Below are 14,251 nucleotides of genomic sequence, written 5' to 3'. Positions count from 1 at the left end.
TGCAGAACAACAATAATTGGGAGCCTGCCATGTCGGTCGATCCGCAAAAATTTCTCCGCGACCTGTTCGACACAGCCATCGCTGCCGCCCACCCCCGTCAAGTCCTCGAACCCTACCTGCCCGCCGACCGTAGCGGCCGGGTCATCGTCATCGGCGCCGGCAAAGCCGCAGCGGCCATGGCCGAAGTGGTCGAGAAGAGCTGGCAGGGTGAAGTGTCCGGGCTGGTGGTCACACGTTACGGTCATGGCGCCAACTGCCAGAAGATCGAAGTGGTCGAAGCCGCCCACCCGGTCCCCGACGCCGCTGGTCTGGCCGTGGCCAAACGTGTGCTGGAACTGGTCAGCAACCTGAACGAAGACGACCGCGTCATCTTCCTGCTCTCCGGTGGTGGTTCGGCCCTGCTGGCGCTGCCAGCCGAAGGCCTGACCCTGGCCGACAAGCAACAGATCAACAAGGCACTGCTCAAGTCTGGCGCTACCATCGGCGAGATGAACTGTGTGCGCAAGCACCTCTCGGCGATCAAGGGCGGCCGCCTGGCCAAAGCCTGCTGGCCCGCCACTGTCTACACCTATGCCATTTCCGATGTGCCCGGCGATCTGGCTACGGTCATCGCCTCCGGCCCCACCGTGGCCGACCCGAGCACCTCGGCCGATGCCCTGGCGATCCTCAAGCGCTACAACATCGAAGCGCCCAAGGCCGTCATCGACTGGCTCAACAACCCCGCCTCAGAAACCGTCAAGGCCGATGACCCGGCCCTGGCCCGCAGCCACTTCCAGCTGATCGCCAGGCCCCAGCAATCGCTTGAAGCCGCTGCAGTGCAAGCCCGCCAGGCCGGTTTCAGCCCGCTGATCCTCGGCGACCTGGAGGGTGAATCGCGCGAAGTGGCCAAGGTGCATGCCGGTATCACCCGGCAGATCGTCCAGCACGGACAGCCGCTGAAGGCGCCTTGCGTGATCCTTTCTGGCGGCGAAACCACTGTCACCGTACGCGGCAATGGCCGTGGTGGGCGCAATGCGGAGTTTTTGCTCAGCCTCACCGAAAGCCTAAAGGGCCTGCCGGGCGTATACGCCCTGGCTGGCGATACCGACGGCATCGACGGCTCGGAAGAAAACGCCGGCGCCTACATGACGCCAGACAGCTTTGCCCGCGCCGAGGCACTGGGCCTGTCGGCCAGTGACGAGCTGGACAACAACAACGGCTACGGCTATTTCGCCGCACTCGATGCGCTGATCGTCACTGAACCGACCCGCACCAACGTCAACGACTTCCGCGCCATCCTGATCCTTGAGACTGCACAATCATGACGCCTGATAAAAAAGTCAAAATCCTCGCCACCCTCGGCCCTGCGATCAATGGCATCGACGATATCCGCCAGCTGGTAGAAGCCGGAGTGAACATCTTCCGCCTCAACTTCAGCCACGGCGAGCACGCCGACCACGCCCTGCGCTACCAGTGGATCCGCGAGGTCGAGCAGCAACTGAACTACCCGCTGGGCATTCTCATGGACTTGCAAGGGCCCAAGCTGCGCGTGGGCCGCTTCGCGGAAGGCAAGGTGCAGCTGCAACGCGGCCAGGCCCTGCGCCTGGACCTGGACAAGACCCCGGGCGACAGCCGCCGGGTCAACCTGCCACACCCAGAGATCATCGCCGCGCTGGAGCCCGGCATGGACCTGCTGCTGGACGACGGCAAGCTGCGGCTGCGCGTCACCGCCAAGCACAACGACGCCATCGACACTGAAGTGCTGAACGGTGGCGAGCTGTCCGATCGCAAGGGCGTCAACGTACCGCAGGCAGTACTCGACCTCTCCCCGCTTACTGAAAAGGACCGCCGCGACCTGGCCTTTGGCCTGGAACTGGGCGTGGACTGGGTGGCCCTGTCGTTCGTGCAGCGCCCTGAGGACATCGTCGAAGCACGCCAGCTGATTGGCGATCGCGCCTACCTGATGGCCAAGATCGAGAAGCCATCGGCAGTCGAACAGCTGCAAGCCATCGCCGAACTGGCAGACGCGATCATGGTGGCCCGCGGTGACCTTGGCGTGGAAGTGCCGGCCGAAAGCGTGCCGCAAATCCAGAAACGCATCATCGGCACCTGCCGTCAGCTGGGTAAACCGGTGGTGGTGGCCACGCAGATGCTCGAATCCATGCGTTTCTCGCCGGCCCCGACCCGCGCCGAAGTCACTGACGTGGCCAATGCCGTGGCCGAGGGCGCCGATGCGGTGATGCTGTCGGCCGAGACCGCCTCGGGTGATTACCCACTGGAAGCCGTGCAGATGATGAGCAAGATCATCCGCCAGGTGGAGAACGGCCCGGACTACCAGGCGCAACTCGACGTTGGCCGGCCCAAGGCTGAAGCTACGGTGTCGGACGCCATCAGCTGCGCGATCCGCCGCATCAGCGGCATCCTGCCGGTGGCGGTGCTGGTCAACTACAGCGAGTCGGGGGCTTCGACCCTGCGCGCAGCACGCGAGCGGCCACGGGCGCCGATCCTCAACCTGACGCCGAACCTGGTCACTGCCCGCCGCCTGAGCGTGACCTGGGGCGTGCACTCGGTGGTCAATGACCGTTTGCGCCAGGTAGATGAGGTGGTCTCCACCGCACTGGAAATTGCCCAGGCGCAAGGCATGGCCAGCCGTGGTGATACGTTGCTGATCACTGCCGGTGTGCCGTTCGGCAAGCCGGGCTCGACCAACAGCCTGCGGATCGAGACCTTGGTCTGAGATTGCCGGGGGCGCTTTGCGCCCCTTTCGCGACACAAGGCCGCTCCTACCGGCGAACGCGAAACCCTGTAGGAGCGGCCTTGCGTCGCGAAAGGAGGGCAAAGCCCTCCCCTGGCACTACAACAACAGACACGCGGAAAACCGAGGCCCAAAGAGGCCCACCGCTCCTCCCTCAACCTTACCGACTGCCCATGTACACCAAAAATTTCGTCAACCCGTCCCCCGACTGGGCCACGGCGCTACTCAACGGTTTCAGCCAGGTGCTGCTGCTGCGCAATCCCCTATGCGGTCTGTGCTGCCTGCTGGCCATTCTGCTGACCGCGCCCAACCTGGTCGGCGGCGCCCTGCTCGGCGCCCTGGCCGGCCTGCTTACCGCCCAGGCCCGCGGCTACGACCGCGCCGACCGTCAGGCCGGGCTGTACAGCTACAACGGCGTGTTGATCGGCATCCTGATCAGCGCCGTGCTGCCCTGGTCGGCCATATTGCCACCGCTGATCATCGCTGCCGGCGGGCTGTCCAGCATCATTACCCACCAGTGGCGCAAGCGCGGGGGCAAGCTGCTGATCGCCTATACCGCACCGTTTGTGCTGCTGGGCTGGGCCGTGCTGCTCTTCGCCAGCCCCTCGCCCAGCGGCTTCGTCGAAGCCGACCCGCTGTATGCCCTGGCGCGTGGCGTAGGCCAGATCTTCCTGCTCGACCAGCCCCTGGCCGGGTTGCTGATCATCGTCGGCATGTTCATCGCCAACCCTTATGCGGCAATGTGGGCGGTGATCGGCTCGGCCATCGGTGGCAGCGTGGCCTTGTTCGCCGAAGCGCAATCTGCCTGGCTGGGTCTGTACGGCTTCAACGCGGCACTGGCGGCGCTGGCCTTCAGCAGGCAGGGTGAAAAGCCATGGGTAACCCTACTGGCGATTGCCCTGGCTCTAATGCTGCAACCGCTGTTCAAGCTGCTACCGGTACCTGGCCTGACCGCCCCGTTCGTCGCCGCCTGCTGGCTGATGCACTTGGGCAGCCACCTGGCCCAGCCCAGGCATCGCAATGCCAGCCGCTTGCACAGCTGAAACGCAACCCCTAGGCTCAGCCCATTGCTTTTGTGGAACGAGCCCATGAATAACCCTGAGAGCCTGCGCGAACGGCTCTACGTCATCGTTTTCCAGACCGACACCGTCGCCGGCCGGCGCTTCGACAAGACCCTCCTGCTGATCATCCTGGCCAGCCTGGTCACGGTGATCCTCGACAGCATCGACGAGATTCACCAGAACTACGCAGGCCTGTTGGCGGGTATCGAGTGGGGCTTCACCGCGATCTTTCTCGCCGAGTACATCACGCGCCTTTACTGCTCGCCCAAGCCCATGCGCTACGCCTTCAGCTTCTACGGCCTGGTCGACCTGCTGGCGATCGTGCCGGGGATCATCGCCCTGTACTACAGCGACGCGCAGTACCTGCTGATCATCCGGGTGATCCGCATGCTGCGGATTTTCCGGGTGCTCAAGCTCGGCCAGTATTTGAACCAAGCGAATTACCTGATGGCGGCACTGCGCGGCAGCAAGCAGAAGATCATCGTGTTTCTGCTCAGCGTGTCGACACTGGTCACTGTGTTTGGCACCTTGATGTATGTGATCGAGGGCCCCGAGCACGGCTTTACCAGCATCCCCAAAGGCATCTACTGGGCCATTGTCACGCTCACGACCGTGGGCTTTGGCGATATTGTGCCGAAAACACCGCTGGGGCAGGTGCTGTCGTCCCTGGTAATGATCACGGGTTACTCGATCATTGCCGTGCCCACCGGGATCTTCACTGCCGAGCTGGCCAATGCCATGCGCGGGGAGCGGCTGCACCATGACTGCCCTACCTGCCACAAGGACAGCCATGAACATGGCGCAGCATTCTGCTCGCGCTGTGGCAACGTGCTGTTCCCAAAAACAGAATAAGCAAAGAGCCATTCGGTCTTTAGTCATTCAATAACGAAACGCTATAGTCGCGAAAAATTACTAAACACTTCGGAACAAGGACGCATCGTGAAAAAAATCTTCACTGCTTCGCTACTGGCCGCCGGCCTGACGCTCGGCACTCTCGCTCAGGCCGCTCCGACCCTGCTCAACGTTTCCTACGACGTGATGCGCGACTTCTATAAGGACTACAACCCAGCGTTCCAGAAGCACTGGGAAGCCGAGCACAACGAGAAGGTCAACGTGCAGATGTCCTTCGGTGGCTCGAGCAAGCAGGCGCGTGCAGTGATCGACGGCCTGCCGGCCGACGTCATCACCATGAACATGGCCACCGACATCAACGCCCTGGCCGACAACGGCCAACGGGTAGCGGACAATTGGGTGACACGTTTGCCCAACAATAGCGCCCCGTTCACCTCAGCCACTGTGTTCATCGTGCGCAAGGGCAACCCCAAGGCACTGAAAGACTGGCCCGACCTGCTCAAGGACGGCGTGCAGGTAATCGTGCCCAACCCGAAGACCTCGGGTAACGGCCGCTACACCTACCTGTCGGCCTGGGGCTATGTGCTCAAGCAAGGTGGTGACGAAAACAAGGCCAAGGACTTCGTCGGCAAGCTGTTCAAGCAGGCACCGGTACTCGATACTGGTGGCCGTGCCGCGACCACGACTTTCATGACCAACCAGATCGGCGATGTGCTGGTGACCTTCGAGAACGAAGCCGAAATGATCGCCCGCGAATTCGGCCGCGACCAGTTCGAAGTGGTCTACCCGAGCGTGTCGGCCGAGGCCGAACCACCGGTGAGTGTGGTCGACAAAGTGGTAGCGAAGAAGGGCACCCAGGCCGTGGCCGAGGAGTACCTCAAGTACCTATGGTCGCCGGCAGCCCAGGAAATCGCGGCACAGAACTACCTGCGTCCGCGTGATGCAACCGTACTGGCCAAGTACACCGACCGCTTCCCGAAGGTCGACTTCCTGTCGGTGGAGAAAACCTTCGGTGACTGGCGCACCGTGCAGAAGACCCACTTCAACGATGGTGGGGTGTTTGACCAGATCTATACCGGCCAGTAATTGAGCTCTGCCCTCACTGGGCGCCATTATGACGCTCAGTGAATCTGTCCCAGAGCATCAGGCCGGTGACTTACCGCGAAATACCAAGGCCTTCAAGCCCCCCGCCGGATCGGCATCCGGAAACTCCGGCGGGTTGTCCAAGCGCTCGACAAAAGCCAACGCCGGGGCCTGCTCAGCCATGCCCTCGATCAGAAACTCCGGCCCGATCGCCGGATCATTCACGCACGCCAGCACAGTCCCACCCTCGGTCAGCAACTCTGGCAAGCGCCGCAATATCTTCGCGTAATCCTGGGTCAGCACGAAACTGCCTTTCTGGAAGGTGGGCGGGTCGATGATGATCAAATCGTAGGGTCCGTACTTGCGCACCTTGCCCCACGACTTGAACAACTCATGCCCCAAGTACGCCACCCGCGACGCATCGTGGCCATTGAGCCGGTGATTGTCGCGGCCACGCGAAAGCGCCGACTTGGCCATGTCCAGGTTCACCACCTGCTCGGCGCCACCGGCGATAGCCGCGACCGAGAAGCCGCAGGTGTAGGCGAACAGGTTCAGCACGCGCTTGCCCGCCGCCTGCTCACGCACCCAGCGTCGGCCGTAGCGCATGTCGAGAAACAGGCCGTTGTTCTGCCGCACGCCCAGGTCGAGCAAATAGGTCAGGCCATCTTCGATCACTTCGCGCTGCTGGCACGGCTCGCCCCACAGCCACTGGCCCGGGCTGTCCGGCAGGTAACGGTGCTGGATGAGGATCGCTTGGCCGGCCCACTGTGGGTGCTCGGCGAGGTTGCGCAGCATGGCCTCTAGTTCTGCCAGCTGGCCTTCGGGTGGCTCACGGAACAGAGCTACCGACAGCACACCCTGCAACCAGTCGACGGTGACCTGCTCCAGCCCCGGCCAGCAACGGCCGCGGCCATGGAACAGGCGGCGGGTTTCCTGCGGGGCGGGGACGAGGGCGGTGAGCAGATGCTGTTCGAGGGTGTGGATCGGCGAAGTCATGGCGGGTCGCAAGCAGATAAAAGGAAGCATTCTACCCCGCGAGGCCGCTGCGCGCCCTATCGCCGGCAAGCCGGCTCCCACTACCACGCCGTTGCTGAAGACTGCGCTTCACCTGTAGGAGCCGGCTTGCCGGCGATAGGCCATACAACGTTTTCACTGGCCTTTGACAATGATCGGCGCCGAACGGAACCACCACCCTTGCTGCATGCCCGCCGCCGCCAGCAAGATCAGCGCGACACCGAGCCATTGCAGCGGCGCCAGGCGGTGCCCGAAGGCCACCCAGTCGACCAGGATCGCGGCAATCGGGTAGATGAATGAAAGGGCACCGGTCAATGCCGTGGGCAGGCGCTGGATGGCGCTGTACAGCAGCACGTACATCAGCCCCGTGTGCACCATGCCCAAGGTCACCAGGCTGGCCAACGCCGAAGGCTCGCCAGGCAACCCACCCAGCTTGACCCACGGCGCCAGCAGCATTACGCCGGTCGCTACCTGGATCAAGGCAATGAGGTGCGGCGGCGTGCCGTTCAGGCGCTTGATGATCAACGCGGCAGTGGCATACAGAAACGCCGCTCCCAGCGCCAGCGCAATGCCCACCAAGTACTCTTCACCACTGCCCTGCCCTGCGCCATGGGCGCTGACGATGGCCAGCATGCCAAGGAACGCCACGCTCAGCCAGGTGACCTTGGCCACAGTGATCTTCTCGCCCAGAAACACTACCGCCAGCCCCACCAGCAGGAACGGCTGGACGTTGTACACCGCTGTGCCGATGGCGATCGACGCCCGCGAATAGGAAGCGAACAGCAACACCCAGTTGCCGACGATGGCCACACCGCTGGCAATTGCCAAGAGAAAGGCCGTGCGGGTGATCACACCGGGCTTGAGGAACCCGAACGCCGCGCAGATCACCAACAACGTGCCAGTACCGAACACGCAACGCCAGAACACCACGTCCAGCACCGACTGCCCGGACACCAGCACGAACCAGCCGATGGTTCCGGAAATCAGCATGGCAGCGACCATCTCCAGCGAGCCACGGCGCAACGAACTGTCCATCTAACACCTCCCTTGACGATGACGACAGTATGCAGAGGCTGATGGTTGACCATCCAGCTGATAACTAAGGAAATATGGCAAATCAGCCTTTACTATCAAGGCAAAAACCCTGATTACCCTTAAGAGGCGCATATGACCGATGCCATCGACCAGCTCCTGATCAACGCCCTGATGGAGGATTCCCGCCGCTCACTGAAAGCGCTGGCGCAGATCACTGGGCTTTCCGCCCCCAGCGTCAGCGAGCGCCTGCGCCGTCTGGAAGAGCGCGGCGTGCTGCGGGGTTACACCGTGGATGTGGATGCGCGCAGCTTTGGTTACCAATTGCAGGCCATCGTGCGCATTCGTCCGCTACCGGGGCAGTTGCAGGAGGTAGAACGGCAGATTGTCGCGATTCCAGAGTTCACCGAGTGCGACAAGGTAACGGGCGAGGATTGCTTTATTGCTCGACTGCACGTGCGGTCGATGGAACAGCTCGACGCCCTGCTTGACCGTATCAATGTGCTAGCTGACACCAACACGGCGATCATCAAGAAGAGCCCGGTAAAGCGGCGCTTGCCGCCTATGGACTAAGGCGGCTGGAAAACCTGACCCGCCTCTGTACACACGAATGTCACCTTAGGTGCCATTTTTGTGTGCATAAGTGCTAGCAATGCCCCAATACGTTACATGCATTTCACAACTAAATCTGACCAAATGATCAACTAATTATCTGAATAAAAAATTAAATCTGTTCAATTGGTCAACTTATATTTCCTTCAATTCATCTAGTTAGCTGTCACATAGGTAGTTTCAAAACAGTGGCAACTTCATGTACGGTTTTCGCCTGGCATGGAACTCGCTTTTGTGTGTTCGTGTTTTGTATACAAGTTAAACAAAACATAAATACACAAGAACCCGCGACGCCGCCCCTACCCGGCCGCCGCGCCCAGAACCCAGTGATGCCAACGCTGCACTGACGAGATGGCGAGCCCGTGCGCATGCCCGCTCATCGCAGTCCATGTGCATCAGGAGCCTGCCGGAATGAGTACCAGCCTCGACCTTGCCCCTGAACTATCCGTCGCCAGCACCAACCCCTCTTCCTCGCTGGCCGGCCATGCGCCACAACTTGAACTGAGCCCGCGCCTGCATAACCGCGACCTTGCCCCGACGCGCATAGAGGGCCGCCGCTGGGGGCGCTACAGCATCTTCGCGCTGTGGACCAACGATGTGCACAACATTGCCAACTACTCCTTCGCCATGGGCTTGTTCGCCCTGGGCCTGGGCGGCTGGCAGATACTCTTGTCATTGGCGATCGGCGCCGCGCTGGTGTACTTCTTCATGAACCTGTCCGGCTACATGGGGCAGAAGACCGGCGTGCCGTTCCCGGTGATCAGCCGCATCGCCTTCGGCATCCATGGCGCGCAGATCCCTGCGCTGATCCGTGCAGTGATTGCCATCGCCTGGTTCGGCATCCAGACCTATCTGGCGTCTGTGGTGCTGAGGGTGCTGCTCACCGCCGTGTGGCCGCAACTCGCCAGCCATGACCAAGACAGCATCCTCGGCCTGTCGAGCCTGGGCTGGGTGTGCTTCGTGGCGATCTGGCTGGTGCAGTTGGTGATCCTGGCGTACGGCATGGAGATGGTGCGCCGCTACGAGGCATTCGCCGGCCCGGTGATCTTGCTGACCGTGGCCAGCCTGGCGGTGTTCATGTACTTCAAGGCCGATGCGCGCATCGCCTGGTCGGTGGCCGAGCCGCTGACCGGTTACGAGATGTGGCGCAACATCTTCGCCGGCGGCGCGCTGTGGCTGGCGATCTACGGCACACTGGTGCTCAACTTCTGCGACTTCGCCCGCTCCTCGCCGTGCCGCAAGACCATCCGCGTAGGCAACTTCTGGGGCCTGCCGGTGAACATCCTGATCTTCGCAATGATCACCGTGGTGCTGTGCGGCGCACAGTTCCAGATCAACGGCCAGATAATCGACAGCCCGACCCAGATCGTTGCCAGCATCCCCAACACTGCCTTCCTGGTCCTCGGTTGCCTGGCCTTCCTGATCGTCACCGTGGCGGTGAACATCATGGCCAACTTCGTCGCCCCGGCCTTCGTGCTGAGCAACCTGGCGCCGCGGCACCTGAACTTTCGCCGCGCGGGGTTGATCAGCGCCACCCTGGCCGTGTTGATCCTGCCATGGAACCTCTACAACAGCCCGCTGGTGATCGTCTACTTCCTGTCCGGCCTGGGCGCCCTGCTGGGCCCACTGTACGGGGTGATCATGGCCGACTACTGGCTGCTGCGCAAAGGCTGCATCAACGTGCCGGAGCTGTACAGCGAACACCCGGCCGGGGCCTACCACTACAGCAAGGGCATCAACCTGCGTGCGGTCGCCGCGTTCCTGCCGGCCGCGCTGCTGGCCATCGTCCTGGCGCTGGTGCCCAACTTCCATGCCATCGCGCCGTTTTCCTGGCTGATCGGTGCCGGTATCGCCGCCGCGCTGTACCTGCTGATCGCCCCGCGCAACCGCCAATACGCTGATGTCAGCGGCGAATGCATCGCCGTCGACCATAGCAGCCACTGATCAAGGAGCAGTGTTCATGCGTATTCTGATCGCCAACGTCAACACCACCGAAGCCATCACCGAGGCCATCGCCGAGCAGGCCCGCAGCGTGGCCTCGCCCGGCACGCAGATCATCGGCCTCACTCCATGGTTCGGTGCCGAGTCGGTGGAGGGCAATTTCGAGAGCTACCTGGCCGCCATCGCCGTGATGGACCGCGTGCTGGCCTACGAGGGCCCGTACGATGCCGTGATCCAGGCAGGTTACGGCGAACATGGCCGCGAAGGTCTGCAGGAACTGCTGAACGTACCGGTGGTGGACATCACCGACGCCGCCGCCAGCACTGCGATGTACCTGGGCCACGCCTATTCGGTGGTCACGACCCTGGACCGTACCGTGCCACTGATCGAGGACCGCCTGAAGCTTTCCGGGTTGTACGACCGCTGCGCCTCGGTGCGCGCCAGTGGCTTGGCGGTACTGGAACTGGAGGCAGACCCGCAGCGTGCAGTGCAGGCCATCGTCGAACAGGCCGAACGGGCGGTGCGCGATGACAAGGCCGAGGTGATCTGCCTGGGCTGTGGCGGCATGGCAGGGCTGGACGAGCAGATTCGCCAGCGCACCGGGGTACCGGTGGTCGATGGCGTGAGCGCGGCGGTGACCATTGCCGAGTCGTTGGTGCGGATGGGGCTGAGCACGTCCAAGGTGCGCACCTATGCCACCCCGCGGGCGAAGAAAGTGGTGGGCTGGCCGATGCGGTTCGGGCGGTAAAGCCTCAGGTGTCTTCACCGGCCCTATCGCCGGCAAGCCGGCTCCCACAGGGTTCGGTGGTGCTGCACTTGTGGACTGCCCCAGGAAGTTGGACACCAATCCAGTTTGTTGGGGCAGTCCACTGTGTAGGAGCCGGCTTGCCGGCGATAGGGCCAGCCCAGTCACCCAATCATCCGGGCCAAGCGCTGCGCACTGCCACAGGCCAGGGTGAACCCCAAGGCCCCATGCCCCAGGTTCAGCCATAGGTTCCGGTAAGCAGTACCGCCAATGATCGGCACCCCTGTAGGCGTCGCCGGCCGCATACCCGCCCACTCCACCGCCTGCGTATAATCCGCCGCATTGGGCAACGTATCGAGCGCCAGCCGGTGCATGCTTTGGAGCCGGCGCGCATCCACCGATTCGTCGTAGCCGACGATATCCACCATCGCCGCCACCCGCAGTTGCCGGTCAAGGCGCGCATAAACGATCTTGCGCTCGTAATCGGTAATGCTGACCTCAGGCGCACGATGCGTCGAGCCGATTGGCGCCGTCAGGCTGTAGCCTTTGAGCGGATAGACCGGCAGTTTCAAACCCGGCAGCGCCAACGCCGCACTGCGATGACCGGCGCACAGCACCAGGCGCTGTACATCGACCTGCTCGTCCCCCACTTGCAGCGCCACGACCTGATCCTGATGCATGTGCAACCGCGTCACTGTCCTGCCCAGCAGAAAACGGCACTGCCCGGAGGCACGCAAGCGCTCGGCCAGGCGTTCACAGAAACGGTGGCAGTCGGCAACCTCCTCATCGGGCGTCAGTACCCCGCCAATGAACGCTGCCTCGGCCAATGCCGGCTCAAGCGCCCTCAGCTCGCCCCCATCGAGTACCTGTTGATTGACCGGGTCGAGCAGGTGGCCCCGCCCATGGGCGAAGGCCCGCTCACTGCGAAAAGCAACCACTTTGCCGTTGCGCCGCCAGGCAAAATCAGCCAGCCCATCGTCCTCGCGCCAGCGCGCCAGGGTGGCCTGACTGTGCAGGGCCAGCTCCAGCAGCTGTGCACCGTTGCGGCGGTTGACGTTGCTGCGGCAAGCCAGCATGAACGCCATCAACCAGCGCCACTGTGCCAGGTCCAGGCGCAGCCGCAAACGCAACGGCGAATCGCCCTGCAGCATCCAGCCCAGCGCCTGCCAAAGCACGCCGGCATCAGCCAAGGGCGCCACGTAGCGGTAAGACAGCTGCCCGCCGTTGGCAAAACTGGTGGCAGAGGCCAGGCTGTCACGCGCCTCGACGAGGTCTACCGAAAGGCCCTCACGGACCAGCGCATAGGCTGTCGCCAGGCCGATCACCCCACCGCCAATGACCGTCACGTCCCGCTTCATGCATTACCCCTGGTTCAGCTTCCTTGCCAAGACAGTAACAGCGGATCAGGTCGGGCAGCTATGCGCACCACCATCCAGGCCCTGGCGTACGTTGCGGCTGAGCAGGCTGGCCTTGCCGTCGCGCCAGGTCAAGGTCAGTACATACAGGGTGTCGAAGTCATCGCCCTGCCAGTCTTCGGTGATCACCCGGTCCTCACCCAGCGCCTTGCCGGCGACAGTATTGATCAGCTCCGGCAGGTAACCATGGGACCAGGCAGTGTAGACGGTGGCGTTGCGGTACTTGCCGCTGAGCAATTCATCGGCGAGCTCATCGGTGTCGTTCGCACCGTAATCGATATTCACCGGCAGGCCCAGACGTATGGCACTCGGGGTGATGGTCATCAGTGGCCGGATGTAGCTGTAACTCTGATCACTGCTGCCTTCCTCGACCTCTCGTGTCGGGTTGGCTGCGAAGACGAAATCGGCGTTGCCGAAGCGCTCGGGCAGCAGTGTGGCCAGGTCCAGTGCACGGTTGAGGCCTTGACAGTTCAACTGCCCCAAGCCTTCGCCGGGTTTTTCGGCATGGCGCAGGAACACCAGGGTCTGGGTGCCGTCGACCGGTTGAGCGCGGCTTTCGACCACTTCCAGTGCCAAGGGCACCGCCGCAGCGACGAGTGCGAGGCTCAGCAGCAGGAGGCGACGACGGCGAAGAAACGGTGGCAACTTCATGTAGGCATGACTCTTGTGGCAGGCAGTTTCAGGTCAACTCGCCACATTGCCCGGGGGCCCAAGCCGCAGGGCAACCCTGTAGTGAGTGCCATCCTTGGCCAACGAGTAGGGTTCAGAGTGCCCTCAACGCGTTTGGTTCCTCCCTGGGCAGGGCTGATGTTAAAGCAAAGGTGTTGCCGAATTGTTTAATGCCTGCCCTTAGATACCAGTCCCCCGCCCTCAATCATCCCGCGTCAACACTTCGAGTAATTCGATCTCGAACGTCAGATCCGAATTTGGCGGGATCGCGCCTACGCTGCGCTCTCCATAACCCAGGTGCGCAGGCACTTGCAGCTTGCGTTTGCCCCCCACGCGCATGCCCATCAGGCCCTGGTCCCAGCCCTTGATCACGCGGCCCGTGCCGATCACGCACTGGAACGGTTTGCCACGGGACCAGGACGAGTCGAACTCGCTGCCATCGACCAGCCAGCCGGTGTACTGGGTGGTGATCAGGGCGCCTTTGACGGCCGCCTTGCCGTCGCCTTCGACGAGGTCGGTGATTTGCAGTTCGCTGCTCATGGCCATGCTCCAACGCGGAAATTCAAGGCCGCCCTTTTCTCAGGAATGCACGGGTTTGGCAAGCAGGTGCCCTTAACCCAGTTGCTCGAACGCTTGCTGGCCCGTCAGCTCGGTAGTCTGGTTGGCAAAGCAGTACCAGGCAGGTTTCTGCTCGACGAAGATCTGCAGGTCGAAATCCCAAGCCTCATCGCCGTCCAGCAGGCCCACCGGCACCGCGTAGAAATCGTTGGCCTTGAGCCGGTAATACAGGTGAGTGCCGCAGCGCCCGCAGAAGCCGCGCTGGGCCCAGTCGGATGAATCGTAGACGCCGGGCGAACGCCCTTCGATGACCGGCGGCTGGCTGCAGTGCACGACCAGCAACGGCCCACCGGTCCACTTGCGGCACATGCTGCAATGGCAGGCACTGACATGGGTGTTATCGAGGGTGACCGTGAGCTTCGTGGCGCCGCACAGGCAGGCGCCTTGTTTCTCCATGACCATGGGGTGCTCCATTTGCGAGGATTGGGCCAGCAATTATAGATGCCAGGTAGGAGCGGCCTTGTGTCGCGATGGG

General features: G+C 62.6%; 14 protein-coding genes. 8 read left to right on the top strand and 6 right to left on the bottom strand.

Going from position 1 to position 14,251, the window contains the following annotated elements:
- Positions 1 to 29 precede the first annotated feature (29 nt).
- The 5 genes from ACW4TB_RS09455 to ACW4TB_RS09435 all read left to right on the top strand — a co-directional run bounded on the left by ACW4TB_RS09455 (position 30) and on the right by ACW4TB_RS09435 (position 5,733).
- A complete protein-coding gene (locus tag ACW4TB_RS09455) occupies positions 30 to 1,304 on the top strand; it encodes a glycerate kinase type-2 family protein (RefSeq protein WP_279929921.1) in 1,275 nt (424 codons plus the stop codon).
- A complete protein-coding gene (gene pyk, locus ACW4TB_RS09450; protein WP_012315458.1) occupies positions 1,301 to 2,716 on the top strand; it encodes a pyruvate kinase in 1,416 nt (471 codons plus the stop codon). Before ACW4TB_RS09455 ends, pyk begins: the two co-directional genes overlap by 4 nt.
- Positions 2,717 to 2,907: 191 nt before the next feature.
- Positions 2,908 to 3,777 carry an urea transporter gene (locus tag ACW4TB_RS09445; RefSeq protein WP_279929917.1) on the top strand — a complete coding sequence of 290 codons (870 nt, stop codon included), beginning with the start codon at positions 2,908 to 2,910 and terminating at the stop codon, positions 3,775 to 3,777.
- 45 nt (positions 3,778 to 3,822) lie between these two features.
- Positions 3,823 to 4,647: an ion transporter gene (locus tag ACW4TB_RS09440; protein ID WP_279929915.1), complete on the top strand. Its 825-nt coding sequence runs from the start codon at positions 3,823 to 3,825 to the stop codon at positions 4,645 to 4,647.
- A 96-nt stretch (positions 4,648 to 4,743) separates the two neighbouring features.
- A complete protein-coding gene (locus ACW4TB_RS09435; protein ID WP_455842963.1) occupies positions 4,744 to 5,733 on the top strand; it encodes a sulfate ABC transporter substrate-binding protein in 990 nt (329 codons plus the stop codon).
- A gap of 57 nt (positions 5,734 to 5,790) precedes the next feature.
- On the opposite strand, the gene ACW4TB_RS09430 is transcribed toward ACW4TB_RS09435, so the two are convergent.
- The gene (locus tag ACW4TB_RS09430; RefSeq protein WP_279929911.1) at positions 5,791 to 6,726 is read right to left on the bottom strand and encodes a class I SAM-dependent methyltransferase; all 936 of its coding nucleotides are present in this window, start codon (positions 6,724 to 6,726) and stop codon (positions 5,791 to 5,793) included.
- Between the two features lie 153 nt (positions 6,727 to 6,879).
- On the bottom strand, positions 6,880 to 7,779 hold the full coding sequence (locus ACW4TB_RS09425) for a DMT family transporter (RefSeq protein WP_279929908.1): 900 nt from the start codon (positions 7,777 to 7,779) through the stop codon (positions 6,880 to 6,882).
- Between the two features lie 132 nt (positions 7,780 to 7,911).
- On the opposite strand from ACW4TB_RS09425, the gene ACW4TB_RS09420 reads away from it, so the two are divergent.
- The 3 genes from ACW4TB_RS09420 (at position 7,912) to ACW4TB_RS09410 (ending at position 11,077) form a co-directional block, all read left to right on the top strand.
- Entirely contained in the window at positions 7,912 to 8,349 is a 438-nt protein-coding gene (locus ACW4TB_RS09420) for an Lrp/AsnC family transcriptional regulator (protein WP_012315467.1), read from the top strand.
- Between the two features lie 450 nt (positions 8,350 to 8,799).
- Positions 8,800 to 10,332: an NCS1 family nucleobase:cation symporter-1 gene (locus ACW4TB_RS09415; protein ID WP_279929904.1), complete on the top strand. Its 1,533-nt coding sequence runs from the start codon at positions 8,800 to 8,802 to the stop codon at positions 10,330 to 10,332.
- A 16-nt stretch (positions 10,333 to 10,348) separates the two neighbouring features.
- The gene (locus tag ACW4TB_RS09410; protein WP_012315469.1) at positions 10,349 to 11,077 is read left to right on the top strand and encodes an aspartate/glutamate racemase family protein; all 729 of its coding nucleotides are present in this window, start codon (positions 10,349 to 10,351) and stop codon (positions 11,075 to 11,077) included.
- A 161-nt stretch (positions 11,078 to 11,238) separates the two neighbouring features.
- Here the strand turns inward: ACW4TB_RS09410 and ACW4TB_RS09405 are convergent, their stop codons facing one another.
- From ACW4TB_RS09405 to ACW4TB_RS09390, 4 genes are all read right to left on the bottom strand, one after another.
- Positions 11,239 to 12,432 (bottom strand): D-amino acid dehydrogenase, encoded by a 1,194-nt coding sequence (locus ACW4TB_RS09405; protein WP_279929900.1) that lies wholly within the window; start codon positions 12,430 to 12,432, stop codon positions 11,239 to 11,241.
- 45 nt (positions 12,433 to 12,477) lie between these two features.
- Complete coding sequence (locus tag ACW4TB_RS09400; protein ID WP_012315471.1) at positions 12,478 to 13,140, bottom strand: hypothetical protein; 663 nt, start codon at positions 13,138 to 13,140, stop codon at positions 12,478 to 12,480.
- A gap of 219 nt (positions 13,141 to 13,359) precedes the next feature.
- Positions 13,360 to 13,698, bottom strand: coding sequence for an FKBP-type peptidyl-prolyl cis-trans isomerase (locus ACW4TB_RS09395; protein WP_279929896.1), 339 nt, complete (start codon positions 13,696 to 13,698; stop codon positions 13,360 to 13,362).
- 72 nt (positions 13,699 to 13,770) lie between these two features.
- Positions 13,771 to 14,178: a GFA family protein gene (locus tag ACW4TB_RS09390; protein WP_012315473.1), complete on the bottom strand. Its 408-nt coding sequence runs from the start codon at positions 14,176 to 14,178 to the stop codon at positions 13,771 to 13,773.
- Positions 14,179 to 14,251 lie beyond the last annotated feature (73 nt).

This window comes from Lelliottia jeotgali (assembly GCF_977070485.1).
This window is presented reverse-complemented; position numbering and strand designations above follow the sequence as displayed.